Genomic DNA, 25,649 nt, shown 5'->3' with positions numbered 1-25,649 from the left:
CGACGACGAAGGAGATCAATGTCTGCCCCGAATCTCACCCGCGACCAGGCGGTCGAACGCGCGGCCGTGGTGGCCGTGGACAACTACCGGATCGAGCTCGACCTCACCGATCAGCCGCGCGGGGCGGATTCGGCGGTGTCGGACACCTTCGGTTCGACGACGACCGTCACCTTCACCGCGAAGCCGGGGGCGAGCACCTACATCGATCTGGTCGCGGCGCGGGTGCGGTCGGCGGTGCTCAACGGCCGGGATCTCGATGTGAGTTCGTATGCCGAGGAGACCGGCATCGCGCTGCCGGATCTGGCCGAGAACAACGAGCTGGTGGTGGTGGCCGACTGCGAGTACTCGCACACCGGTGAGGGCCTGCACCGCTTCGTCGACCCGGCCGACGGCAAGGTGTACTTGTACTCGCAGTTCGAGACCGCCGACGCCAAGCGGATGTTCGCCTGCTTCGACCAGCCCGACCTCAAGGCCACCTTCGACGTCGTCGCGACGGCGCCGAGCGACTGGGTTGTCGTCTCCAACGGTGCCGACATCGACCAGCACGAGATCGGCGCGGTCGTGCGCCACACGTTCGCGACCACGCCACGGATGAGCACCTACCTGGTCGCCATGATCGCCGGTCCCTACGCCACGTGGACCGACACCTATGCCGACAGCCACGGCGAGATCCCCCTCGGCCTGTTCTGCCGGGCCTCGCTGGCCGAGCACATGGACCACGAGCGGCTGTTCACCGAGACCAAGCAGGGTTTCGACTTCTACCACAAGAACTTCGGTGTGCCGTACGCCTTCGGCAAGTACGACCAGCTGTTCGTGCCGGAGTTCAACGCGGGCGCGATGGAGAACGCGGGCGCGGTCACCTTCCTCGAGGACTACGTGTTCCGGTCCAAGGTGACCCGCGCGTCGTATGAGCGCCGCGCGGAGACGGTGCTGCACGAGATGGCGCACATGTGGTTCGGCGACCTGGTCACCATGAAGTGGTGGGACGACCTGTGGCTCAACGAGTCGTTCGCGACGTTCGCGTCGGTGCTGTGCCAGGCCGAAGCGACCGAATACACCAGTGCCTGGACCACTTTCGCGAATGTGGAGAAGTCCTGGGCCTACCGCCAGGACCAGCTGCCCTCGACCCACCCGATCGCGGCCGACATCCCCGACCTGCACGCGGTGGAGGTGAACTTCGACGGCATCACCTACGCCAAGGGCGCCTCGGTGCTCAAGCAGCTGGTCGCCTACGTCGGGTTGCAGCCGTTCCTGGCCGGTCTGCGCGACTACTTCGCCGAACACGCCTACGGCAACGCCACATTCGACGATCTGCTGTCGGCGCTGGAGAAGGCGTCGGGGCGTGACCTGTCGGACTGGGGTGCGCAGTGGCTCAAGACCACCGGCCTCAATATCCTGCGGCCCGATTTCACCGTCGCGGCCGACGGCACCTTCTCAAGTTTCGCTGTCGTGCAGGAGGGCGCCGCACCGGGTGCGGGCGAGTACCGCGTGCACCGGATCGCGATCGGTGTCTACGACGATGTCGACGGAAAGCTGGTGCGTGCCAAGCGCATCGAGCTCGACCTCGACGCCGCCGCGCGGACCGAGGTGCCGGAACTGGTCGGGGTGCCGCGCGGGGCCCTGGTACTGGTCAACGACGACGACCTCACCTACTGCTCGCTGCGCCTGGACTCCGAGTCGCTCGCGGTGGTCGTTGACCGCGTCGGTGACATCGCCGAATCCCTGCCGCGCACACTGGCCTGGTCGGCGGCCTGGGAGATGACCCGGCAGGCCGAGATGAAGGCCCGCGATTTCGTCGCGCTCGTACAGCGCGGGATCGGTGCCGAGTCCGAGATCGGGGTGGTGCAGCGGTTGCTCATGCAGGCCGCGACCGCCATCTCGAGTTACGCGGAACCCGGTTGGGCCGAGCGGGAGGGTTGGCCCGGTTTCGCCGATCGGTTGCTGGAGCTGGCTCGCGGCGCCGAGGCGGGTTCGGATCATCAGCTGGCGTTCGTCAACGCGCTCACCGGCGCCGAGCTCGACACCCGGCACACCGATGTGCTCGCCCGGCTGCTCGACAGCGATCCGGCGGAGGTCGGGCTGGGCGGGCTCACGGTCGACACCGATCTGCGCTGGCGCGTCGTCACCGCGCTGGCCGCCGCGGGCCGCATCGACGCCGACGGGCTCGAGTCCCCGGTGATCGACGCCGAACTGGACCGTGACCCGACCGCGGCGGGCCAGCGCCAGGCCGCCGCCGCCCGAGCGGCCCGCCCGCTGGCGGCGGTGAAGGAACAGGCCTGGAACACGGTGATGGGCGACGACACGGTCCCCAACATCACCGCCCGCGCCATCGTCGGCGGTTTCGCCCCCGCGGGCCAGGGCGAGCTGCTCGCCCCGTATGTCGACCGCTACTTCGCCGAGGTTCCCGCCGTCTGGGAACGCCGCTCGAGCGAGGTGGCCCAGACCGTCGTCGTCGGCCTGTACCCGCACTGGGCGATCACCGAGGAAGCGGTGGCCAAGGCCGACGAATTCCTCGCGGGTGACCACCCGCCCGCCCTGCACCGCCTGGTCTCGGAAGGTCGCGCCGGGATCGAACGCTCCCTGCGCGCCAGGGAATTCGACGCCAAGTAGCACCCGCGCCCGATGGCCCCGATCTCACCGGATCGGGGCCATCGGCCGTTCCGGCACTGCGTAGCTCGACCCGTTTCGCCACGGCGGAAATACTACTGAGAGTAGTATCCGAGTCGGGGGACTTCCTCCATGTCGATCTTCGAAGGAGAAGCGGGATGGAAACCATTGCGGCCGAGCGCTTTATCGCGGCGCCGATCGAGCAGGTCTTCGAATGGTGTGCCGACACCAGGAATTACGGGCGTTCGTTCTGGGTGCTACGTAATCGCTGGGTCCGGCCCGGGACAGACGCGCCCTATGGCGTCGGCGCGGTCCGGCAGCACCTGTGGATGATCGGCCGGTTCACCGAGCGGATCACTCGCTACGACCCGCCGCACGCCTTCGACTACCTCGTCGAACACAGCTTCCCGCCGTCGCGGCACCACGGCGGGACCATGACGTTCACGGCGGAACCGGGCGGGACCAGGGTGCGCTGGACGAGCGTCGGCGAGGTGAAAGCCCCGTTCGCCGCCGCCACGATCACCCGGCTCACCACACCGATCGCCGCGATGGTCTTCGGGAAGATCCTGGATGCGTGTGCGAGAGATCTCGGAGTCTCCGCCACCCGCTGAACCACCACATCGCTGTCATCACGGCACCTGCCGCCCGACGCCGCCGTGCTCCGGTGTCGCGGTGTTCGCTGCTGTGAGCAGATCTGCTGGAGGCAGCATCGGCGGCGAACAGTGGTGTGCGCGAGGCACCGTTGACTCATGGCACACGACGACAAAGCACCGATGTTCAGTTGGCGGATGCGTGAGCAGTTGTTCGGGCGGCGGATTCTCGTGCTCGACGGTGCGCTCGACGACGACAACGGGACCCTGCTCATCACCCAGATGCTCACCCTCGCCGCCCAGGCACCCGAAGCGGGGATCTCGCTGTGGATCCACTCCCCCGGCGGCTCGGTGCCGTCGATGCTCGCCATCCGCGACGTGATGCGGCTGGTGCCGTGCGAGGTATCCACCCTCGCGCTCGGATTGGCCTGCAGCGCAGGGCAATTCCTGCTGTCCTCCGGGACGCCCGGTAAGCGGTACGCGATGCCGCACGCCCGCATCCTCATGCACCAGGGTTCGGCGGGTATCGGCGGCAGCGCCGTCGAGGTGGAGGTACAGGCCGACGACCTGCGCTACACCGTCGACACCGTGCTCGGACTCATCGCCGAGGACACCGGCCAGCCGTTCGACCGCGTCTACGAGGACTCCCTGCACGACCGCTGGTTCACCGCCACCCAGGCCCTCGAGTACGGCTTCATCGACCACGTGGTCGAGTCCTTCGACCAGGTCGTCCCCAACCGCCGCCGCATCGGCATCACCGCATGAATTGCCCACGGCACCACGTGATCACGCGCGTACATGGGTAACTCACCGGGGACGGACAAACCCAACCCCCTACCCCAACAGCCTGCCGCCGACGCAACCTGGGCGGCAGACGAGTCAGGCCAGAATTCGCGGAGAGGCGGATATGTCCAGCTACACCATTCCGAATGTGGTTTCCCAGCACCGCGGCGGGGAACGTATCACCGACATCTACTCGCACCTGCTCAGCGAGCGCATCGTCTACCTGGGCACACCCATCGACTCGGGCGTCGCCAACGCGCTCATCGCGCAGCTGCTGCACCTGGAATCCGACAGCCCAGGCCAGGCGATCAGCCTCTACATCAACTGCGAGGGTGGCGACCTGTCGGCCATGCTCGCCGTGTACGACACCATGCGCTTCATCAAGGCACCCGTGCACACCACCTGTGTCGGTCAGGCCATCGCGGTCGGTGCGGTACTGCTCGCCGGTGGCGAGGCGGGACACCGGGCGATGCTCCCGCACACCCGAATCGTGCTGCACCAACCCGCGACTCGCGGCCAGGGCACGATTCCCGATCTGATCCTGCAGGCCGACGAGATCGTGCGCATGCGGGCGGCCATCGAGGCGATCCTGTCCAAGCACACCGGTCAGAGCCCGGAGACCTTGCGCCGCGATACCGATCGCGACCGGGTGTTCACCGCCGAGACCGCCCTGGAGTACGGGCTGGTCGACCAGGTTCTGCACGAACGGGAGTGATCTCGGCGCTATTGCTTCTCGATGCGATCGAGGTAGACCCGGCGCACGTCGTCGTCGACCCGGTTGATCGCGGCGTCGTCGTGAGCGGCCTTGCGCACCAGTCGGATCAGCGATTCCGGCAGCAGTGTGGCGGCGTTCGCGGCGACACCGACATACGACGGGACCGACGTCTCGGCGGCCCGGGTCTTCACCGTGCGGACCACGGCGGCGGCGATGTCTTCGGGCTCGACCGTCGGCAGGATGCCCACGTCGATGCCAGAGCTGAGTTCGGTGCGCACGGCCGAGGGCAGGACGGTGCTCACGCTCACTCCGGTGCCGTCCATCTCGAGCCGGGTCGCCGCGCTCAGCCCGACCACCGCGAACTTGCTCGCGTTGTACACCGCCAGCCCCTTGAGCGGGAACTTGCCCGCCAGCGATGCCACGTTCACCACGTGGCCGTAGCCGCGTTCCACCATGGCGGGCAGCACCAGCCGCATGCCGTGGATGACACCGTAGACGTTGACGTCCATAGTGAGCCGGTCGATGCGATCGGACTGTTCGAGGAACGGCGCGTTGGGCATGACGCCCGCGTTGTTGACCAGCACGTCGAGCGGGCGACCGTGCCAGTCGACGGCGGCATCGAGAAACCGTGCGTAGGAATCCTTGTCGGTGACATCGAGCGCGTGCCCCATCGCCCGGTCGCCGAATTCGGCCGCGGCCTGCACGACCAATGCCTCGTCGAGATCGCCGAGCGCCACCCGCGCGCCCGCCGCCACGAAGGCGCGCGCGGTGGCCAGGCCGATGCCACGCGCCGCGCCGGTGATGGCGACGAGCGCGCCGTCGAGTTCGATCTTCGGATAGCTCATGACAGCACCTTGCTCTCGGTGACGGTGAAATCGGCGGGATCGAACGAACTGACCCGGCTCGTCAGGGCCCCGGTCGACCACGGCCAGCTGAAGCTGTTGCGCCCGTTCACATCCAGGTAGTAGCTGCGGCAGCCGCCGGAGTTGTAGACGGTCCCCGGCAGCGCGGCCTGCACCTCGTCGACATACCGGGCCTGCACCTCCGGGCGCACGTCCAGCACGGGCCAGCCCTCGCGGCGGGCCCGGGTGACCGCCGAGACCAGGAAGGTGATCTGCGCTTCGAGAACGGCGAACGCCGAGGAGTGTCCGGTACCGAGACTCGGCCCGAGGACGGAGAACATGTTGGGGAAGCCCGTGGTGACGGTGCCGAGGTAGGCCTCGGGCGAACCCTTCCAGTGGTCGGCCAGGGAGCGGCCGTCGGCGTCGCGCACGATCTCGCCCAGTGGGGAGTCCAGGATGTGGAAGCCGGTGCCGAGGATGATCGCGTCCACCTCGGCACTGCTGCCGTCGGCGCCGATCACCGTATTGCCCCGGATCTCGGTGACGGCGGTGGCGTGCACGTCGACATTGGGTTCGGTGAGCGACTGTAGGTAGTTGTTGGAGAACAGGATCCGCTTGCAACCGAGCAGGTAGTCGGGAGTGAGCTTGGCCCGCAGCACCGGATCACGCACCACCGCGCGCAGATACGCCGAACCGATCCCCTGCACCGCCTGCATCAGGGGGCGCGGATGCCGGAAGGCTACCCCGAGGCCCTCCATCATGGCGTACTCGATGCCGCGTAAAGCCTTGTGCGCGAACGGTACACGCCGCATTACCTGCTTCTCGATGCCCGGCACCGGATGGTCCGGCTTCGGCAGCACCCACTGCGCGGTGCGCTGGAACAGGTGCAGTGCGGCCACCTCGGGCTGGATCTGCGGCACGAACTGCACCGCCGATGCACCGGTCCCGATCACCGCGACCCGCTTCCCGCGCAGGTCGTAGTCGTGATTCCAGCGCGCCGAATGGAAAACCTCGCCCTCGAACTCGTCCAGGCCGGTGATGTCCGGCAAGCGCGGTTCGTTCCACGGGCCCGCCGCCGAGACGACGAAGCGCGCTGTGAACTCGCCGGAAGTGGTGTCCAGGCGCCACAATTCGGCTGCCGCGTCCCACTGGGCGCCGGTCATCGTCACGCCGAAACGGGTGCGCTCGGCGAGGCCGTGCTCGCGTGCCACCCGGTCGACGTAGGCGAGGATCTCCGGCTGGGTCGCGAACAGCCGCGACCACTCCGGGTTCGGCGCGAAGGAGAACGAGTACAACCCCGACGGCACATCACACGCGCACCCCGGATAGGTATTGGCCCGCCACGTCCCCCCGAACGTCTCGGCCTTCTCGATGATCACCACATCGTCGACACCCGCCTCCCGCAACTTGATGGCGGCGCCGACCCCGGACACCCCCGCCCCGATCACGATCACCTCATGGTGCTGAGTCATCCGGCTCTCCTTCTTCACAGAATCTCGGGTCACTGTGCGCTCGTCGTGCGCATGGGCTCATGGGCCGGGTGCCGTACGCCGGTGGCCGCAACCCGCGCCCGGGGCACCTTCCGGCGGCCGGGGCCTGCCGCGCGTCGAGTGCGTGCTCTGATCTGCGAGCTACCGATCATCGCGCGAGACTCGCGGTGCGCAGTGCTTCGTGCACGCGGGCGTGGGCATTGGCGCGGGCGGCGGCGAGGGTCGCCTGGCGGCGGCGGGAATCCATGAAGTTGGGGCCGATCGCGGCCAGTTCCACCGGGCCCGGTTCGACGCGGATCACGCGAATGCCGTTGTCGCGCAAAAGCTTCACCTCGCGGTCGAGGCCGCGAGTCATCTGGGTGCGCAGGAGACGTTCGATACGGTCGAAGCCGGTGCCCGGGGCACCGCCCGCGGAGGTCATCGGGGCGATCACCACCACTTCGTCCAGGTCGAGTGGGAGCAGCAGGTCGGCCGAGACCGAGGAGACCGCACCGCCGTCGACGTAGTCCCGGCCGCCGATCCGCACCGGCGGAAACCAGCCGGGGATAGCCCAGGATGCGGCGATCGCGTCACCGAGGTCGACGGACGAGCCATCGGCGGACCGATGCGGCGAAGCGGCCTCGAACCCATCGGCCCCGAAGGTGATCCGTTGCCCGGTCGCGGCGTCGGCGGCCACCAACCAGGTCGCGGGGTGATCCACCCAGCCCTCGGCGTTGGCGAGGGACCGGCCGAACGAGCGGAGCCAGCTCGCGTCACCGCGCCCGCGCGGCAGCAGCCCGGCCAGGGCGCTGTAGGCCGAGCCCGCGCGGAGTCCGGCACCGATCAGGCCGAGGTTCGGCAGGCCGATACCGGGCAGCGGCGGGAACTTGCCGGGGTCCACGGCAAGGTGCGCCGCGAGGACCGGGTCGGCGTCGGGCTCGGCGTCGAGGGCAGCCAGGAGATCGGCGGGTGTGCGGCCGGAACCGAGGGCCGCCACGATCTCCGCGCCTGCCGACGTCCCGATCAGCACGTCGGCCGATCGAACATCCCAGTCCAGCGCGCGTTCGACCGCGTCGAGGGCAACGGCGGTCCAGGCGAACCCGAGGACACCACCGCAACCGATGGCAAGGCCACGTCGAGTGCTCATCATCCAGATACTAACGGTATTCGAATTCCGCCGGTACCCCTTCTTGCTAAACTGCCGCATATGACCAGGCTGACGCGCAAAGAGTCCCACGCACGGACGCGCGAAAGTCTCGTCGAGACCGCCAAACGCCTGTTCCTGGCCGACGGCTACAACGTGACCTCCCTGGAGAAGGTCGCCGCCGAGGCCGGCTACTCCAAGGGCGCGGTGTACTCGAATTTCGCCACCAAACACGAACTCGGCCTCGCCGTGCTCGACGTGGTGCACGTGGAACGGGCCGAATCGCTGTCGGCCGCGATCCTCGGACCCGACACCATGGCCGAACGGATCGAGGGCTTCGCGCGCTGGGCCGACGAGAACATCGGCGATGTCGGCTGGACAGCCCTGGAAGTCGAGTTCGCCACCAGCACCCGCCATCTCCCCGATATCCGCACCGAACTGGCAGAACGCCGCCGCTCCCTCACCGCCGTCCTGGCCTCCCTCATCGAAATCCAGACCACCGAACTCGGCATCGACCTCCCCCTCCCCGCCGACGAAGCGGCCCTCCGCATGCTCGCCCTCGGCATCGGCCTCGGCGTCCAGCGCGCGATCGACCCGGAAATGCCGGTAACCGCCCTCGTCGACATGCTCCGCGAACTGACCACCGTCCGAACCAGCTGAATCGGCCCGCTACCCGGGCACCAAAGCTCGAACCGAATTACGCCGGTCCAGTGGGCATCAGACGCGGGCGGCATGGCTATGCCACCCTCAGCCACGCGTCCGGAGCGTCACGGGAATGACCAGTCGCCCGCACGAAGAAGTGCGATCCCGCGATCACGCATCGTTCTTCTCCGAGCAAGCTGCCGGGCTGATCCGCGGCGTCGGGTTTCCAGTACGCGGGTGCGGCATGCCGTAACCGAGCGGGGTTCGTCGTGTGGTTCGGCGCAGCGGGAGCAGGTGCAGGTGAAGCCGGCTTTCACATCGGGAACCGGACCTTCATCGCCGGATCCGCCAGCCACTTCTATGAGCAGCCCGTCACCAATCTCGCCCGGCCAGCAGCTCCTCCGAATCCGCATCCGGGAAGCCGTAGGCCGCCGCGATCAGGCAGAAGTCCTCGGCGATCAGTTCGCGTGCGACCGTTTCGATTTCGCTGTCGGCTGCCTCGAACTCCGCCTCCAGGTCGTTGAACTCCGCCGTGGCGGCTTGGGTGAGCACGTACAGAGCCGCCAGATCCGATGGGCGTTCCGACTCGATGGTCCCGCACAAGCGCAGCAGGACCGCCTTGCACCGGTCGAGCACGGCGTCGGGATAGTACGGGTCTTCGTACATCTCTCGCAGGAACGGATGCTCTGTGATCTGACGGTTCGTGATCGGCATCGGTCGATCATGCATGGCACCACCGACAGCTAGGCGGGCTCAGCGACGAGGAGACCCTCCGGATACTCCGGCGGGTGCAGCGGAAGCGGCGCGCGGTGCGATCTACGGCCACCGCCGAGCGGATCGAGTTGGCTTCAAGCCGCCATCAGCAGCGCGTTGGGGGCGGTCATCGTGGTGTGTGGCAGAGCAGGGGCGGCGATGCGGCGGTCGCCGCCGACGACGACGGCTGTGCGTCGGCGCATCATTTCTGCCACTTGGCCGACGAGGTCGCCCACGCTGGTGCCCAGTGCACCGGCCAGGGCGGCGATCATTTCGCTGGAGGGTTCCTTGCGGCCGCGTTCCACCTCGGAGAGGTACTGCGGGGAGATGCCCGCGCGGCCCGCCGTGTCGACCAGCGTCGAGCGCTGCTCTTGGCGCAGCGTGCGCAGGCGTTCGCCGAGGGCCTCGCGCCACAGCGGTTCGGGGCGTGCCCGCCGCTCCTCGCGCCCGCCCGGAATCACCCGCAAACCCTTGTGCTCGCCCATGGTCCGAGCGTAAGTACTGTCGGCGCGACACACCCGGTTCTTCTGCTGTGGGCGTAACTCAGCGGCAGTGCCTGGACAGCGCCTTCAGCCGGGTGACACCCACCGCAGCGCGTCGATCCGAGGGCGTACGCGTCAACGGGTGATGCCGAAGCGGGTGTCGACCCAGCCGAGGGCGTCGGTGAACGACGCGGAGATGATCTCGCTGTGGTCGACCCCGTCGTATTTGCGGTAGTCCACCGATTGACCGCGCATCTGCTGTTGGGCCACCATCGCGTCGGTCGACTTCAGCGGAACGGTGTGATCGTCACGGCCCTGTAGCACCAGCACCGGTTCGGTGAAACTCAACCCGCTCGGGTCGTTGTCGTCGAGGACGCGCAGCAGCCCGGACAGGTCACCATCGCGCTCGAGAACGTCCTTGACCGACAGCCCACCCCATTTGCCCGATTCACTCAGCGCCGCCGCGCAGTCGGTGTCGGCGAGCGGCAGCATCGACACCGCACGCTCGGTGAGGAACCGGGCCGGGTCCAGCTCGGTGACGGTCTGCGCGCCGCGAACCAGCATCGGCAGGTACACCGCCAGCCCACCGGTCCCGACCGAGCCGAGCGGGTTCGACACCGCCCACTTCGCCATCCGCACCTGCTCCGCCAGGTGGGACGCGGGTGCGAGTGCCACCGCACCGAGCAGATCGACCGCGGGAGCCCAACCGCCCGACGCGCTCGCGGCGAACAGGGCCGCGTGCCCACCCTGGGAGTGGCCCATCGCCACCCAGCGGGCACCGATATCGCGGTTGAATTCTCTTGCCGCGACGACGATATCGGCGACTGCGCGTTGCTCGGTCTCGCCGATGAGGTAGCCGTGGCCGCCGGGTGTGCCGAGCCCCTGGTAGTCGGTGCGGGCCACCGCGTACCCGGCGGCGACCCAGCGGGCCAGCTCGTCTTTCGTCGGTGACGCGCCGTCGGCCCGCGAAGGCGCGCACACGTCGGCGACGCCGTTGGTGCCCGGCGCGAAGGAGATCAGCGGCCAGCCGCCCGCCGGCGGTGTCCCCGGCGGCACCGATACCGTTCCCGAGACGGCGACCGTCGCCCCGTGCGCGTCGATCGAGCGGTAGAGGATCAGCTCGGTGCGGGCACCCGGTACGGCATCGGGCAGCGACCGGGTGCGGATCACCGAACCCCGTGCGCCCGGCAGGGTTTCACTGTCGGCGGTGTAGAAGTCCGAGGTGGGCGCACCGGCGGCGGGTTCGGTGTCGCGGAACGAGTCGTCGACGCAACCGACGGTCGACAAGCAGGTCACCGCTACCGCGGCGACGATCCGAGCCACTGCTGTGCGCATGATCCCCCTTCACCGGCGACCGGCCGTGCCGGCCGCGAAAGCCGCCGCTCAGGGTACTCGATCACGCGCGGACGGCCGGGCGGGTGCCCGGCCGTCCGCAGGTGGCTCAGCGCAGGACCCGACCGAGGAAATCACGGATCAGCGCGGCGATCTCGGGACCGTGCGTCTCGAGCGCGAAGTGCCCCGCGTCGAGCAGGTGCAGCTCGGCCTCGGGCAGATCGCGCAGGTAGGCACGGGCGCCGTCGGCTCCGAAGATCTCGTCGTGCGCACCCCAGGCGATGAGCGTCGGGGGACGGTGCTCGGCGAAGTACTTCTGGAATTCGGGATAGCCGTCGAGGTTGTTCTTGTAGTCGGCGAACAGGTCGAGCTGGATCTCCTTGTTGCCGGGACGGTCCAGGTAGGCCTGGTCGAGAGTCCAGGTGTCCGGGCTGACCAGCGTCAACCGGTCGGCCGGAACGCCGTGGGTGTACTGCCATTTCGTCGCTTCGAGCTCGAGCAGCTCGCGGACCTCCGGTTCGTGGGCGGCGCGGTCGTTCGCGTGTGCGAACAGCGGCTCCCAGAACGGCGTGAAGCCCTCCAGATAGGCGTTGCCGCTCTGGGTGATGAGGGCACTGACGCGCTGCGGGTTGCGTGCGGCGATACGCAAGCCGATGGGGGCGCCGTAGTCCTGGATGTAGAGGGCGAACCGGTCGACGCCGAGGGTATCGAGCAGTTCCAGGGTGAGGGCAGTGAGGTTGTCGAAGGTGTAGTCGAACTCGTCGGCCTTCGGCATCCCGGACTGCCCGAAGCCCAGATGGTCGGGCGCGATCACGTGATAGTCGGCGGCGAGGGCCGGGATCAGGTTCCGGAACATCGCCGAGCTCGTCGGGAATCCGTGCAGCAGAACAACAGTCGGCGCCGACGGGTCACCCGCCTCACGGTAGAAGATGGACTGGCCCTGGATCCGGACCGTGTTGTGACGGACTTCGCTCATGATGGATCTCTCTTTCTCGGTGGGTATTTCGGAGGTTCAGGCGGTGACCGGTTCGCGACGGCGAACCGGTGCGACGAGGACAGCGGCGGCCACGGTGAACACCACGGTGAGCGCGAAATAGCCGCGGTAGCTGTCGGTGAGGGTGTGGATCAGGGCGGCGACGCCCAGCCCGGCGGCCGCCGACAGCTGATGAATCACCCAGGCCGGAGCCAGGGTTCGGCCCATCCGCGCCGGCTCGAGTCCACGCGACACGATGGCCATGGTGAGTGGGATGACCGGGAAGGAGGCGATGCCGAACAGCACCGCGACCAGCACCAGCGAACCCGGCACGAACACCGCGAGCAGCAGCGCGGACAGCCGCACCACGAACAGGATTCGCAGCAGATCTTCGGGTCGGTGACGGCGCAACAGCGGAACCAGGGCTGCGGAGGTCACGCCGGCCGCGAGCGCCGCGACAGCGACCAGCCGGCCCGCACCGGTAACCGACCAGCCCAACTCCACCGCGTGCTTGGGCAACATCAGCACAACCACATAGAGGGTCGCGGAGTGTAACCCGAACGCCACCAGCACCTTCCACCGATCAGCCAGCGACTGCCCCGCACCTGTCACACCGGTGGCCCGCCGATCGTCGGGCAGCAGCAGCCACAACACGGCCGTGACGGCCAGGCCGACCGCACCGAGCAGGGCGAAGGTGGCGCGTACGCCGATCGGCTCGAACAACGCGGTCGCCGCCCACGGAGTGAGGAGCTGACCCAGATTGATGCCGATCGCCGCCCGTGCCATGGCGGGTCCCGCCTGCGCGCCGTGCGCCCGCCCGAGCAGGGTGGTGACCGTGAGTGTGGACGCCGAGGCGAACCCGAGCCCGCCGAGCACCATGTAGGCCACGATGAACTGCCAGGTCTGGGTCACCGTGGCGAGCACGAGGTAACTGCTCGAGATCAGGCTGAGCCCGCCGGTCAGCACCATCTTGGGCCCGAACCGATCGAGCAGCCGCCCGATCCCCTGCTGCGCCACCCCGGTCACCGCCGTCCCCAGCGCGGCGGCCACGGCGAGCGCCGTCGACGACACCCCGTACGACGCGGCGGTCGGAGCGAAGAACACCCCCATGGTGAAGTTCAGGCCGAACGACACGCTCATCGCCGCCAGTCCCGCCCAGGCAAGATTCTCTCGCCGCATGCTCGCCACTTCCTAACCAGTAAAAGTAGTTTCACTGGTTAGAAGTCGACAGTCGTCGGGTTGATTCCCGATGCGCGGAAATTTTTCGCGCCGAAACACGAACGGCGCGTTCACCTCTGCAGGTGAACGCGCCGGTGCGCGGCGAAAGGGACTAGCGGCCGATAGCGGCGGCCATCACCCGGACAGCCGAGATCAGCCCATCGATCAGGTTGCCCTGACGGAAGGAGGCCAGGGCGGCGGTGACGCCGAGCTGGCAGATACGGTCGTTGGCGCGCTCGGCCACCGCGGCACCCGAACGGACCTCGACGGCACCCTGGTTGGGCGAGACCGCGATGAGCACCGAGTCGGCGGACTCGGGGGTGTTCGGCAGCAGCGCGTCGGCACCGGCAGCCGGGTCGGCACCCAGGTCGCCGAGGTAGATGTTGAAGCGCACCTTCGTGGCGCGGGTGGCGTCGGTGAGCGCGTTGTCGAGGGCTACCCGCTCACGATCGGTGAACGGCACCTCGTCGAACACCGTGCCGGGCTCGTGCACACCGGAGACGCGGCCACTGCTGGTCAGCGCGTACCCGTGCGGCAGGTCGGCTTCGACAACCGCGGGCCAATTAGAACTTGCCACTTGCCCGGCCTCCGATCAGCTCCGCGTGCGCGGGTTCGAGAACCGCATGGCTGCCATGCGGTTCGGCGTGGTGGTGACCGGACGCAGCGGTCACCTCGTCGGTAGCGCTCCACAGCACCGGCGGGTGGGTCCACTTCTGCCCGAGCTCGAAGTGGGCCGGCTTCTCACCGGGCAGTGGCTTACCGAGATAGGACAAACCCGCGATCGCGAAGTAGATCGCGGCCGGGATGCCGACGAAGATCAGCACTGTCTCGAGAATGCTCACGAGTGAAACGTTAGACGATGCTCTGTAGTAGTTGAACCTCCGGCCGCCGGAAAGGCGCGTGTCAGACCAACCAGGCCGCCGCGTTCGCGGGCAGGCGGTCGTCGGCGACCGGCGCGCTGGACAGCAGCAACTCCCCCGGCGGCAGCTGAATCGGCCCGTCGGAGGCGTTGAGCACACACACCAGCCCGCCCGGGCGACGGAACGCCAGACATCCGGCCGGACTGCCGTACCAGTCGATCCGGTCACCCGCGAATTCCGGCCGGGTACCGCGCAGATCGATCGCCAGGCGGTACAGCGACAACGTCGAGTGCAGGGTTTCCAGCTGGGCTTCGACGGTGCGATCGGACCACTCGGCGGGCATCGGCAGCCACGGCGTGCCCGTGGTGAAACCGAACGGCGACGTACTGCCTTCCCACGGAATGGGCACCCGGCACCCGTCGCGTCCACGCTCGGTGTGGCCCGAGCGTTCCCACACCGGATCCTGCAGCGCCTCCTCTGGCAGATCGTCGACATTCGGCAGCCCGAGCTCCGCGCCGTTGTAGACGAATACCGCACCCGGCAGCGCCAATTCGACCATCATCATCGCCCGCGCTCGCGCCACCCCGGTCTTGCCGCCGCCGTAGCGGGTGACCTCACGTTCGATGTCGTGGTTGGACAGGGTCCAGGTGGGTGGGGCGCCGACCGCGCTCACCGCCTCGAGCGAATGGGTGATGGCGGTGCGCACGTCCTCGGCGGTGAAGGCGGCCTCGGCCAGCCGGAAGTTGAACGCCAGATGCAGTTCGTCGGGGCGCACGTACTCGCCGAAGCGCACGTTGTCATCGACCCACACCTCACCGATGGACACCGCGTGGGGATAGTCGTCGAGCACGGTGCGGATGCGGCGGTGGATGGCGTGCACCCCGGGGTTGTTGAAGCGGGGATCGTCGTCGTCGTGCACCAGCATCTTGGTGTCGACGCGCGCCATGTCGGGCAGGCCCTCCGGTTTGGCCATGCCGTGGGCCACATCGAGACGGAAACCGTCGACCCCGCGGTCGAGCCAGAACCGCAGCGTCTTCTCGAAATCCGCGGCGACATCGGGGTTGTCCCAGTTCAGATCGGGTTGTTCGCGCGCGAAGATGTGCAGGTACCACTGGCCCGGCGTGCCGTCGGGCTCGGTGATCCTGGTCCAGGCCGGGCCGCCGAAGATGCTCGGCCAGTTGTTGGGCGGCTCGGCGCCGTCTTCGCCACGACCGTCGCGAAAGATGTAGCGCGCCCGTTCGGGACTGCCCGGTGCGGCTTCGAGCGCGGCCGCGAACCACGGATGCTCGGTGCTGGTGTGGTTGGGCACCAGGTCCATGGTGACCTTGATCTCACGATCGTGCGCCTCGGCGATGAGTTCGTCGAGGGCTTCGAGGCCTCCGAAGAGCGGGTCGATGTCGCGTGGATCGGACACGTCGTAGCCGCCGTCGGCCTGCGGTGAGCGCATCACCGGACAGATCCACAGCGCGTCGACACCCAATAGCTCCAGGTAGCCCATCTTCTCGCGCACACCGCCGAGATCGCCGACTCCGTCACCATCGGAGTCGGCGAACGAACGCGGATAGACCTGATAGAACACGGCGGTTTTCCACCACGGAGCGGTGCTGTTGTCCCCCGGCACCGGCGAGGCAGGTGTCTGTGTCACAACCGCAATATTGCCAAAGAACGCCCACAATATTCATGCGGCGCGAGACTTTCTTCGAATCCGGCAAATCGCCAGCGTTCGCCACGCCGGACGGAAACATCGCGGTAAACCGGGCCGCAGGTCCGAAATCGGGCCGCTACCTGGACGTCATCAGCGAATCCCGAGCGTCCCGGGCTCAGTGCGGGGCGTTCTGCAACGAGGCCGCTGCCATCTGGAAATAGTCCAGCATCGCCTTCCGGTGCTCGGCGTCCAGGATCGACGGCTCGATCTCGTCGACCGCGATCCGCATACAGCGCAACCACGCGTCCCGCTCGAGCGCCCCGATGACGAACGGATGATGGCGCATCCGCAGCCGGGGGTGGCCGCGCTCGTCGGAGTAGGTGCGCGGCCCGCCCCAGTACTGTTCGAGGAACATCCGCAACCTGCGCTCGGCCGGCCCCAGATCCTCCTCCGGATACAGCGGGCGCAGGATCTCGTCGGCAGCGACCTCGCGATAGAACACCGACACGATGCGGCGGAAGGTCTCCGCGCCACCCACCGCGTCGTAGAACGAGGTCGTTGTCTGCTCACCTGAAGTCACGCGCTCCATTGTGCCCCGAGCGCGCGCCGGGCCTTCAATCACAGTTCACCCGAAAGTTTGAAAAATAACCGTGCAATACGGGCTCAACCGTGGTCAACTGGGGGACAGTATCGACCCCAGATACCACATGATCCTGCCAATCATGAAATTGAGGTCACACAATGAAGCAGCGGCCAAGCGCCCGGTCACACGAGGCGCGCGCGCACCGACAACTCCAGCCCGCCGACGTCCACAATCGTGGCTCGGGGGCTATTCCGCTGCACATCTTGTCCGATCACCATCCGGGCGCACACGGTCTGCACGACCTGCCGCATCGCCCCGCGCCACTGCATCTCGCCGGCGATCACGACGCCGCCGCCTGGCGTAAACGCCGGGTGCTGCTTCTCAACGCCACCTACGAACCACTCACCGCACTGTCCGCTCGCCGCGCTGTCGTTCTGTTGATCTGCGCGAAGGCCGACGCGGTCCACGACGATCCCGCCGCCCCGGTCCTGCATTCGGCGGGCGCGACGGTTGCCATTCCCTCCGTTATCCGGCTGCGCACCTATGTGCGGGTCCCCTACCGCGCCCGGGTACCGATGACCCGGGCGGCACTCATGCACCGCGACCGCTACCGCTGCGGATACTGCGGCGGCAAAGCCGAAACCATCGACCACGTCATCCCGCGCAGTCGCGGCGGGGAGCACTCGTGGGAGAACTGCGTGGCCAGCTGCGCGCCGTGCAACCACCGCAAAGCCGACAAGATGCTGACCGAACTGGGCTGGACACTGCGTCATCCGCTGGTCTCGCCCAAGGGCCCGCACTGGCGGCTGCTGTCGACCACCGCCGACCTCGACCCGCTCTGGTTGCAGTACCTGGGCGAAGGGGCCGCCTGATCAGGCGCTCTCGATGACCATCGTGGCCCACGTGCCCGGTTCGAGAGCCTCGAAGACGTGCGGGAGATCACCCAGGTAGCGGATGTAGTCACCTGGGCGCATCTCGACGGGCTCGTCGGCGGGACCGACGATGGCATGACCGGCCGCGAGGACAACGTGCTCGACCACACCGGGCGTGTGCGGTTCCGAGCGACGAATCTCACCGGGTTCGGCCGCGATCCGGTACACATCGCAGCGCGTGTGTGATTGGCCTGCCGCGAGCAAGGTGACCCGGTAGTCGGCGTCGGCCGAGGGCACCGGCGACCCTTCCGCGGCGCGGATCACCTGCACATTCGGGCGCGGTGGATCGAGCAGTCGCGAGAACGGCATCTCCAGGGCGACGCACAGCGCCCACAGGGTTTCCAGGCTGGGATTACCGGTGCCCGATTCCAGTTGCGACAGTGTGGACTTCGCCACACCCGCACGGCTGGCGACCTCGGTGAGCGACAGGCCGGCGCGGGCGCGTTCTCGTCGTAGGGCCGCCGCGATCACCGCTTGGGGTGGTCCGGCGACCGGATCCTGCCGGTCCATCAACGCCTCCTGGGAGCTGTTTCCGCGTTGACTTTACCGACCCGCAGCGTTCACTATGAAAAACATGCGTTCGATCTGGCGAACACTCGATCGGCGGACCGCCGCCGCCGTGGCCGCGGCCTGCCTGGCCGTCGGCCTCTTCGGCGTCTCCTACGGCGCCTCGACCATCGCTGCCGGATTCCCGGTGTGGATGCCGATCGTCGCCGCGGTGACGGTGCTGGCCGGCGGCTCGGAACTGCTGTTCTTCGGAATCGTCGCGGCCGGTGGGAGCCCGCTCGCCGCCGCCGTCGCCGGGCTGCTGCTCAATGCCAGGCACCTGCCGTACGGGCTGGCCGCCCCCGATGTGTTCGGGCACGGCTGGCGTCGGCTGTTCGGGATCCACGTCCTCAACGACGAGTCGGTGGCCTTCGCGACCGCGCCCGGTGCTCGGGAACGCAAGCGTGCGGCGTATTGGGCCTGCGGAATCGGAGTCGCCCTGTGCTGGCCGCTCGGTGCGACCCTCGGCGCCGCCCTCGGTTCTCTCGTCCCCGACACCTCCGCGCTCGGCCTCGACGCGGTGTTCCCGGTCATCCTCCTGGCGCTTCTGCTACCCGCGCTGCGTGATCGCGCGACGCTGCGCCCGGTACTGGCCGGGGCCGGGCTGGCAGTCGCGATTGCGCCATTCGTGCCTGCCGGGTTGCCGGTGTTGATCGCGCTGATCGGGTTGGTGCTGGCGTCCCGGCCTGCGAAGCCAACGGATTCCGCAGCGGCACAGCCGGAGAGTGTCGGCGGAGTCGGCCACGCGCAAGTCGACGCGGCGGGGGCGACACCGCCGGCGACACCACAGCGCGTCCCGGAGCTTGGCTATGCGGAAGCCGATGCACCGGACGCCACAGCCTTGGCAGCACCACAAGGTGTCCGATCGGCTCCTCATGCGAACGTCGGCGCTCGGGGCGTGGTTTCAGCGGTGGACGATGGTTGCGCAGCAGGCGTCGGCGCGGCGGGTGCCGGCGTGCGGCCGGGTGTGTGGGTCGCCGCCGACTCGGATTGCTGCCCAGCTGCGGCGTTCTCGCGCGGGGGTTCGTCGTGAACGCGCTCTACCTGGTACCCGCGATGATGGCGCTGGCGGTCGGCACCTATGCGTTGCGGTGGGCGGGGCCGGCTTTGCGGGATCGAATCCGGTTGTCGGCGCGCACTATCGCGCTGCTCGACACCGGGGCGTTGATTCTCCTGGCCGCGCTGGTGGCGACGGCGACGTTGCCGACGGGCACCGGGGAACTCGGCGTCGCCTTGCCCGCCGGCGTCGCGGTCGGCGGTGTGCTCGCCTGGCGGCGGGCGCCCTTGCTCGTCACCGTAATCGCCGCCGCCGCCACGACGGCACTGCTTCGACTCGTCGGAGTGCACTGACCCCCTTGTCGCGCTCGGCAGGTCGGCATAACGCCGCCGGTGGCATAGTTCGGCGCCCGGGTAAAACCCGACGTCTACGTGCCGGCCAGTCGGCATGAAGCACCCTGCCGTGAGTTCAACTGGGCGACAGCGGGATTCCACCACCCAATCGACGGGCAACGGAACCGTAGCGGGCGTCGAGGCGCAGCCAGGTGCGGGTGGTGCGGACGCGAACCAGTTCGGTCGGCTGGATGCGCCGGGATTCGGCCTTCTCCCCCGCGTGCGGGATGAAGTCCATGGCGGTGAGGGCAAAGACGACGCGCATCGGGACCTCGACCGCGAGATCACCCGCGCCGGTCACCGTGAGCACCGACTGGTCGAGCAGGGACGCCGGCGGCCCGTGGGCGCCACCGTGCTCACGCGCCAGATCCGCTCCGCGCTCGGCCAATTCGACGAGCGCGCGGGCCGGCACATCGTCGACGTGGGCGAAGCCGTCGGTCGGCGGGAGCGCACCGCGCCAAGCCGAGTCCATCGAATAGCCGAGGTCGATCGGATGCCCGGTGCCGAGCCCGGCCAGCACCATGTCGGCGCCGACCGTGACATCGTCGACACCGAGTTCGGCCGTGATCGTGCGCACCGCCAGCGTCTCGAAACCCGTTGCCACCCAGGCGGAGACGAGACTCGAGCCGCGGCGGCGCAACCGCACCACCGCCGCCTGGTCCAAGCGCAATGCCCGCGACAGGAAGGTGGCCAGGTTCTCGCGTTCGGCCGGGTCGGGCGTATGCAGCACGCGCTGTTCGGAACTCACGAAATCAGGCCCGCCACAACGCCAGGTAGTCGCGTTCGGTGTCGGTGAGCCTGCGCAACCGCTGGGTGTCGATGTCGAACGCCGCGAGCTGGGTGGTCGCGGTGACCGCGGGCGGCGAGTCCGGTGCGGCGCCGCTGGCCCGCACCTCGTAGCCGACGGTGAAGTCGACGGCGCGCAACTGCTTGATCCACATGGCGATGTCGAGCGGTGTGTCCTCGTGGCGCAGCTGCCCCCGGTATTTCACGTGCAAATCGACGAGCACACAACCCTGCCTGCCCATCGACGCGGTCGGCTTGTCGTCGTCGAACAACCACGGAATTCTGGCCTCCTCCAGCAACGTCACCATGCGGGCATGGTTGACGTGCTGGAACACGTCCATATCCGACCAGCGGATCTCGACCTTCGCGTGGAAACGTTGTGGCAGAACCAGCTGCGCTTCCGGCGCGGCGGTGCTGCCGTTCGGCGAACTCGTCACCGTGGTACCTCCGATTGGGCACCCACCCCGCTCACCATGCTCCGCACCTGTCGCGCGGCGACCGACAGTGTGGCGAGGTCGTGGGTCCCGGACTCGAACAGTTCCGACAGGGCAGCGCGCGCACGACCGAGCCGGGACTGGTTCTTCGACTCCCAGTATGCAATTTTCTCGTCGGGCGTTTCCTCCGGGTCGCCCGCCGACAGCACATCGAGGGTCAGCGAGCGCAGCGAACCGTACATGTCGTCGCGCAATGCGAGCCTGGCCAGTGCGTGCCAGCGGTCGCCGCGTTCGAGGTGACTCACCGCCTCGAGCAGCCAATCGATCTTGAGGTGCTCGTTGAGCGCGTAGTACAGCGCACCCACCTCGGCGCCGTCACGGTCGGTGATGTCGGCGATGTCGACCACGTCGAGCAGCGGGAAGAGACCGAGCAGGCCGAATACTTCGGTGGCCAGTTCGGTCGGTGCGCCACGCGCGATGAGTTCGGCCGCACCCTGGGTGAGCGAGGTGACGTGGTGCCCGCGCAACCAGCCGGGCACCTGCGGCGCCAGCTCCTGCACCCGCCGGTGATAGCGGTTGATCTCCGCGCCGACGGCGATGGGCTGCGGGCGGTTGCTCAGCAGCCAGCGCGAGGCCCGGTCCAGGGTGCGCTTGGATTCCAGTTCGAGCAGGTCGCAAACCGAGGCGGGGGCGTCGGCGCTGCGGATGCGCGACCACACATCGTGCAGCTGGAAGATCTCGGTGGCCGCGGCGAACGCGCGAACCGTGTCCGAGGTGGTCGCGCCGACCTCTTCGTTGAGCCGGTGGGCGTAGGTGATGCCGCCGTAGTCGACCACCTCGTTGACGAGCATCGTGGTGACGATCTCGCGGCGCAGCCGGTGTTTCTTGATCTCGGCACCGAACCGTTCGCGCAGTGGGGTGGGGAAATACAGCGGCAGCCTCCCCGCGAACGCGGCGCTGTCGGGCAGGTCCGTGTCGAGCAGGTCGGCCTTGAGACCGAGCTTCACGTGGGCGAGCAGGTTCGCCAGCTCCGGCGAGGTGAGACCGACGCCCTCCGCCTCCCGCTGTTGCAACTCGGTTTCCGACGGCAGCGCCTCGAGCTCACGATCCAGACCACGCCGCTGTTCGAGATCGGAGATCACTCGCGCGTGCACGCTGGCCATCTGCGGCGCGTCGGTGCGGGCGATACCGATCAGGAAGTTCTGATCAACGTTGTCCTGCAACACCATTCGGGCGACCTCGTCGGTCATCGAAGCGAGCAGCGGGTTGCGGTCCCGCGGTGCGAGCGCGCCCGCGCTCACCACGCCGTCGAGCAGCACCTTGATATTGACCTCGTGGTCGGAGCAGTCGACGCCCGCCGAGTTGTCCAGGGCATCGGTATTCATCTTGCCGCCCGCACGGCAGAACTCGATGCGCCCGAGCGCGGTGGCGCCGAGGTTGCCGCCCTCGCCGATCACCTTGACGCGCAACTGGTCTCCGTTCACCCGGACCGCGTCGTTGGACTTGTCGCCCACCTCGGCATTGGTCTCGGTACTGGCCTTCACATACGTGCCGATACCGCCGTTCCACAGCAACTGCACGGGCGCGAGCAGGATGGCGCGCACCAGTTCCGGCGGCGACAGCGCCTGCACCGCGTCGGGCAGGCCGAGCGCCGCCCTGGCCTGCGGCGAGATCGGCACCGACTTCACGGTCCGTTCGAACACGCCGCCACCCGCGCTGATGAGGCTGCGATCGTAGTCGGCCCATGACGAACGCGGCAGCGCGAACAGCCGCTCCCGTTCGGCGTAGGACGTGGCCGCGTCGGGGTTCGGGTCGAGGAAGATGTGGCGGTGGTCGAAGGCCGCGACCAGCCGGATGTGCCGCGAGAGCAGCATGCCGTTGCCGAACACGTCGCCACTCATGTCGCCGACGCCGACCACGGTGAAGTCCTGGCTCTGGGTGTCGATGCCCATCTCCCGGAAATGGCGTTTCACCGACTCCCACGCGCCCTTGGCGGTGATGCCCATGGCCTTGTGGTCGTAGCCTGCCGATCCGCCGGAGGCGAAGGCGTCACCGAGCCAGAAGCCGTAGCGCTTGGCGACATCGTTGGCGATGTCGGAGAAGCTCGCTGTGCCCTTGTCGGCGGCGACGACGAGGTAGGTGTCGTCGCCGTCGCGACGGACCACGCGCTCGGGCGGCAGCACCGCGCCCGTGGCCAGGTCGACATTGTCGGTGACGTCGAGCAGGCCGGAGATGAAGGTGCGGTAGCAGTCGATGCCCTCGGCGATGCTCGCCTGACGGTCCGCGGCCGGGTCGCCGGTGGCGGCAGGCGGCCGCTTCACCACGAACCCACCTTTCGCGCCGACGGGCACGATCACCGCGTTCTTGACCGCTTGGGCCTTCACCAGACCCAGGATCTCGGTGCGGAAGTCCTCGAGCCGGTCCGACCAGCGCAGACCGCCACGCGCCACCGAACCGAAGCGCAGGTGCACACCCTCGACCCGAGGCGAGTACACGAAGATCTCGAACTGCGGTCGCGGTTTGGGCAGTTCGGCGATTTCTCGCGGCTCGACCTTCAGTGACAGGTAGCCGCGCGGTGCGCCGTCGGCATCGATGACGTAGTTGTTGGTGCGCAGGGTCGCCTTGATGAGACCGAGGATGGCACGCAGGATGCGGTCGGCATCCATGCTGACCACCTCGTCGATGCCGGCGCGCACCCGTGTCTCCAGTTCGGCGGCGTGCTCGGCCGAGACGGTGTCGGGGTCGAATCGCGCGGCGAACAGCGCGACGAAGTCGCGCGCCACCTCCGGATGCGCGAGCAGGACGCGGGCGATATTGACCTGGCTGTAGGGAAAACCCGCCTGCTGCAGGTACTTCGCGTAGGCACGCAGGATGGCGACCGAGCGCCAGGGCAGACCTGCCCGCAGCACGAGTTCGTTGAGGCCGTCGGCTTCGGCACGGTCGTACCAGACCGCCTCGAACGCCTCGGTGAAGCGGGCGCGCAGGCCGTCGGCCTGACCGGGATGTTCGAGCAACTCCGCGTCGAGATCGCCGCCGAGGGCGTTGCGCAGCAGTTCGGGACGGGCCTGCAAGCCGAAATCATAGATCCAGCGTTCGGTTCCGCTGTCGAGTTCGAGCTGGTAGGGCCGCTCGTCGACGACCTCGACGCCGAGACTCTGCAGCACCGGAAGTACCTGGCTCAGCGACACACCACGCCCGGCGATGTAGAGACTGAACCGCCACGAACCGGGCGCGGCCTCGGATCGGCGGTACAGATGCTGATCGATGCCACCCTCGGACAGCTGCTCGAGGCGCGCGATGTCGGCCAGGGCGCGGGCGGGTGCGAAGTCCTCCTTGTAGCTCTCCGGCAGCGCCTTCGAATAACGCGAGACCACGGCGGGATCGAGCACCGTCGACGACGCGACCTCGTCACCGATCCGGTCGTCCCAGGAGTGGCTGGCCGCGTTCAGCAGCGACTGCAGGCGTCGCCGGTTCTCCTCGGAGGTGTCGGGGCCGTCCTGACCGGCGGCCTCGGGCGGGAGCATCACCGTGAAATACACGCTGGCGAGCTCGCTTTCGCTCACCCGGGCCGAGTAGTCGATGTCGACGCCGCCGAGTTCACGCACCAGGATGGACTGCATCTCCAGCCGCACCGCGGTGGTGTAGCGGTCGCGCGGCAGGTACACCATGCAGGCGACGAACCGGCCGTAGGTGTCGCAGCGCAGGAACAGCCGCACCTGCCTGCGCAAACCGACGCCGAGGACCGCGACCGCGGTGCGCCGCATGGTGGCGGTGTCGGCGGAGAACAGCTCGGTGCGCGGGAACGACTCGATCACCTCGAGCATCGCCTGCCCGGAGAACGAGTCCTTGTCGAAGCCCGCGGCCTCGATGGCCGTACGTACGCGACGATTGACGACGGGAATGTCGAGCACGTTCTCGTGCACGGCGCTCACGGTGAACACGCCGATGAACAGGTGGACACCGACCACGGCACCCGCGTCGTCGACATCGGCGACCCCGATGAAGTACGGGTACACCGAGCGGTGCACGGTCGCGCGGACCAGGCCCTGCGTGAGCATCAGCAGCGGGCGGTCACCACCGTTGATCGGCACCTGGAAGTCGGTGCCGATATCGGGGCGAAGCACCCCGAGGCTGGTGCCCGAAACCCGCGCGGAGACGGTGTGGCCGTTCTCGATGGCGCGCTGGTAGCGCGTGTAGCCGAGCAGGGTGAAGTTGCCGTCGGCCAGCCAGCGCAGCAACTGGGCGCAGTCGGCGAGATCGACCGACGGGAAGGGCGCGGTGCCCGCCGCGGCGGTCCGGTCGAGATGATCGGCGAGCGAACTCTGCGCCTCGACCATCGCCTCGGTGTCGTCGATCACCTGACGCACGTCGGCGAGCACCTCGGGCAGGGTGCGTTCGATCTCGTCGAGCTGGGCCTGCTCGGTCGACGGGTGCAACTGCAGATGCATCCACGACTCGGCCAGCCCCTCGGCGCCGTTGCCGTCCACCTCGTGCGGTGCCGCGCCGACGAGCGTGCCGTCGGTGTCGCGAGTGACCTCGAAGATCGGGTGGATCAGTTCGCTCACGCTCACCTGCATGCGCCCCAGCGCCGCCGTGATCGACTCGACCAGCAGCGGCATATCGTCGGTCACCACCTGCACGGCGGCTCCCAGGCCCGACCCGTCGTCGGGATGGTGCACCTCGACCAGGGCCTTACCCGGTTGACGGCGGGCGGCGAGTTCCATGTGATGGCGGAAGATCTGGGTGATCCCGGTGATCGGAAAATCCACGTCCCCCGCGTCGACGTGTCGGAAATACGCCTCCTCGAGTGTCGCGAGATCGTCGCGCAAACTCGGTGGCATTCCCGCCGCCCAGCCCGCACTCGACATTTCCGACGAGACCGTCATCTTTCGCCTGCTCCCATGTTTCGGTTGGCTTCGATTCC

General features: G+C 68.3%; 24 protein-coding genes. 8 read left to right on the top strand and 16 right to left on the bottom strand.

The window, feature by feature from the left end; translation table 11 throughout:
• Positions 1–18: 18 nt before the first annotated feature.
• The 4 genes from pepN (at position 19) to AB0I35_RS24630 (ending at position 4,695) form a co-directional block, all read left to right on the top strand.
• Positions 19–2,610, top strand: a complete 2,592-nt coding sequence (pepN, locus tag AB0I35_RS24645; RefSeq protein WP_357398642.1) for an aminopeptidase N — start codon at positions 19–21, stop codon at positions 2,608–2,610.
• 155 nt (positions 2,611–2,765) lie between these two features.
• Entirely contained in the window at positions 2,766–3,218 is a 453-nt protein-coding gene (locus AB0I35_RS24640) for an SRPBCC family protein (RefSeq protein ID WP_357398641.1), read from the top strand.
• Between the two features lie 138 nt (positions 3,219–3,356).
• Positions 3,357–3,962 (top strand): ATP-dependent Clp protease proteolytic subunit, encoded by a 606-nt coding sequence (locus tag AB0I35_RS24635; protein ID WP_067486178.1) that lies wholly within the window; start codon positions 3,357–3,359, stop codon positions 3,960–3,962.
• A 142-nt stretch (positions 3,963–4,104) separates the two neighbouring features.
• Positions 4,105–4,695, top strand: a complete 591-nt coding sequence (locus AB0I35_RS24630) for an ATP-dependent Clp protease proteolytic subunit (RefSeq protein ID WP_357398639.1) — start codon at positions 4,105–4,107, stop codon at positions 4,693–4,695.
• An 8-nt stretch (positions 4,696–4,703) separates the two neighbouring features.
• Here AB0I35_RS24630 and AB0I35_RS24625 read toward each other — a convergent pair whose 3' ends face one another.
• From AB0I35_RS24625 to AB0I35_RS24615, 3 genes are all read right to left on the bottom strand, one after another.
• On the bottom strand, positions 4,704–5,540 hold the full coding sequence (locus AB0I35_RS24625) for an SDR family oxidoreductase (RefSeq protein ID WP_357398638.1): 837 nt from the start codon (positions 5,538–5,540) through the stop codon (positions 4,704–4,706).
• On the bottom strand, positions 5,537–7,009 hold the full coding sequence (locus AB0I35_RS24620; protein WP_357398636.1) for an NAD(P)/FAD-dependent oxidoreductase: 1,473 nt from the start codon (positions 7,007–7,009) through the stop codon (positions 5,537–5,539). Before AB0I35_RS24620 ends, AB0I35_RS24625 begins: the two co-directional genes overlap by 4 nt.
• A gap of 166 nt (positions 7,010–7,175) precedes the next feature.
• Positions 7,176–8,153 (bottom strand): patatin-like phospholipase family protein, encoded by a 978-nt coding sequence (locus AB0I35_RS24615; RefSeq protein ID WP_357398634.1) that lies wholly within the window; start codon positions 8,151–8,153, stop codon positions 7,176–7,178.
• 60 nt (positions 8,154–8,213) lie between these two features.
• Here AB0I35_RS24615 and AB0I35_RS24610 point away from each other — a divergent pair, with 60 nt between their 5' ends.
• Positions 8,214–8,810 (top strand): TetR/AcrR family transcriptional regulator, encoded by a 597-nt coding sequence (locus tag AB0I35_RS24610; RefSeq protein ID WP_357398633.1) that lies wholly within the window; start codon positions 8,214–8,216, stop codon positions 8,808–8,810.
• A 354-nt stretch (positions 8,811–9,164) separates the two neighbouring features.
• Here the strand turns inward: AB0I35_RS24610 and AB0I35_RS24605 are convergent, their stop codons facing one another.
• The 9 genes from AB0I35_RS24605 to AB0I35_RS24565 all read right to left on the bottom strand — a co-directional run bounded on the left by AB0I35_RS24605 (position 9,165) and on the right by AB0I35_RS24565 (position 16,644).
• Positions 9,165–9,506, bottom strand: a complete 342-nt coding sequence (locus AB0I35_RS24605; protein WP_357398632.1) for a DUF5713 family protein — start codon at positions 9,504–9,506, stop codon at positions 9,165–9,167.
• 134 nt (positions 9,507–9,640) lie between these two features.
• Positions 9,641–10,030: a helix-turn-helix transcriptional regulator gene (locus AB0I35_RS24600; protein WP_357398630.1), complete on the bottom strand. Its 390-nt coding sequence runs from the start codon at positions 10,028–10,030 to the stop codon at positions 9,641–9,643.
• A 132-nt stretch (positions 10,031–10,162) separates the two neighbouring features.
• Positions 10,163–11,362, bottom strand: a complete 1,200-nt coding sequence (locus AB0I35_RS24595; protein ID WP_357398629.1) for a lipase family protein — start codon at positions 11,360–11,362, stop codon at positions 10,163–10,165.
• A 106-nt stretch (positions 11,363–11,468) separates the two neighbouring features.
• Positions 11,469–12,335 (bottom strand): alpha/beta hydrolase, encoded by an 867-nt coding sequence (locus AB0I35_RS24590; RefSeq protein WP_357398628.1) that lies wholly within the window; start codon positions 12,333–12,335, stop codon positions 11,469–11,471.
• 36 nt (positions 12,336–12,371) lie between these two features.
• Positions 12,372–13,511, bottom strand: a complete 1,140-nt coding sequence (locus AB0I35_RS24585) for an MFS transporter (protein WP_357398627.1) — start codon at positions 13,509–13,511, stop codon at positions 12,372–12,374.
• Positions 13,512–13,662: 151 nt separating this feature from the next.
• Positions 13,663–14,127 (bottom strand): DUF5130 domain-containing protein, encoded by a 465-nt coding sequence (locus AB0I35_RS24580; RefSeq protein ID WP_067486151.1) that lies wholly within the window; start codon positions 14,125–14,127, stop codon positions 13,663–13,665.
• On the bottom strand, positions 14,114–14,392 hold the full coding sequence (locus tag AB0I35_RS24575; protein ID WP_067486150.1) for a hypothetical protein: 279 nt from the start codon (positions 14,390–14,392) through the stop codon (positions 14,114–14,116). Before AB0I35_RS24575 ends, AB0I35_RS24580 begins: the two co-directional genes overlap by 14 nt.
• A 61-nt stretch (positions 14,393–14,453) precedes the next feature.
• Positions 14,454–16,055: a glycoside hydrolase family 13 protein gene (locus tag AB0I35_RS24570; protein WP_357398626.1), complete on the bottom strand. Its 1,602-nt coding sequence runs from the start codon at positions 16,053–16,055 to the stop codon at positions 14,454–14,456.
• Positions 16,056–16,230: 175 nt separating this feature from the next.
• Positions 16,231–16,644, bottom strand: a complete 414-nt coding sequence (locus AB0I35_RS24565; RefSeq protein ID WP_067486149.1) for a globin — start codon at positions 16,642–16,644, stop codon at positions 16,231–16,233.
• A gap of 152 nt (positions 16,645–16,796) precedes the next feature.
• Here AB0I35_RS24565 and AB0I35_RS24560 point away from each other — a divergent pair, with 152 nt between their 5' ends.
• On the top strand, positions 16,797–17,510 hold the full coding sequence (locus AB0I35_RS24560; protein ID WP_225280980.1) for an HNH endonuclease: 714 nt from the start codon (positions 16,797–16,799) through the stop codon (positions 17,508–17,510).
• On the opposite strand, the gene AB0I35_RS24555 is transcribed toward AB0I35_RS24560, so the two are convergent.
• Positions 17,511–18,080 carry an XRE family transcriptional regulator gene (locus AB0I35_RS24555; protein ID WP_357398625.1) on the bottom strand — a complete coding sequence of 190 codons (570 nt, stop codon included), beginning with the start codon at positions 18,078–18,080 and terminating at the stop codon, positions 17,511–17,513. It lies immediately after the preceding gene.
• 64 nt (positions 18,081–18,144) lie between these two features.
• Between AB0I35_RS24555 and AB0I35_RS24550 the strand changes: the two genes are divergently transcribed.
• Complete coding sequence (locus tag AB0I35_RS24550) at positions 18,145–19,149, top strand: AzlC family ABC transporter permease (RefSeq protein ID WP_357398623.1); 1,005 nt, start codon at positions 18,145–18,147, stop codon at positions 19,147–19,149.
• A complete protein-coding gene (locus AB0I35_RS24545; protein ID WP_357398621.1) occupies positions 19,146–19,466 on the top strand; it encodes an AzlD domain-containing protein in 321 nt (106 codons plus the stop codon). Before AB0I35_RS24550 ends, AB0I35_RS24545 begins: the two co-directional genes overlap by 4 nt.
• Positions 19,467–19,581: 115 nt before the next feature.
• Here the strand turns inward: AB0I35_RS24545 and AB0I35_RS24540 are convergent, their stop codons facing one another.
• The 3 genes from AB0I35_RS24540 to AB0I35_RS24530 are packed head-to-tail and all read right to left on the bottom strand — an operon-like array spanning position 19,582 to position 25,611.
• Positions 19,582–20,253 carry a hypothetical protein gene (locus AB0I35_RS24540; protein ID WP_067642432.1) on the bottom strand — a complete coding sequence of 224 codons (672 nt, stop codon included), beginning with the start codon at positions 20,251–20,253 and terminating at the stop codon, positions 19,582–19,584.
• Between the two features lie 4 nt (positions 20,254–20,257).
• Complete coding sequence (locus tag AB0I35_RS24535) at positions 20,258–20,683, bottom strand: thioesterase family protein (protein ID WP_067486948.1); 426 nt, start codon at positions 20,681–20,683, stop codon at positions 20,258–20,260.
• A 41-nt stretch (positions 20,684–20,724) separates the two neighbouring features.
• Positions 20,725–25,611, bottom strand: a complete 4,887-nt coding sequence (locus AB0I35_RS24530; RefSeq protein ID WP_357398620.1) for an NAD-glutamate dehydrogenase — start codon at positions 25,609–25,611, stop codon at positions 20,725–20,727.
• Positions 25,612–25,649 lie beyond the last annotated feature (38 nt).

The sequence above is a fragment of the Nocardia sp. NPDC050378 genome (assembly GCF_040655675.1).
Taxonomy (GTDB): Bacteria; Actinomycetota; Actinomycetes; order Mycobacteriales; family Mycobacteriaceae; genus Nocardia; species Nocardia coubleae.
Note: the sequence above shows the minus strand (reverse complement) of the source record. Positions and strands in the feature narration are given on the sequence as shown.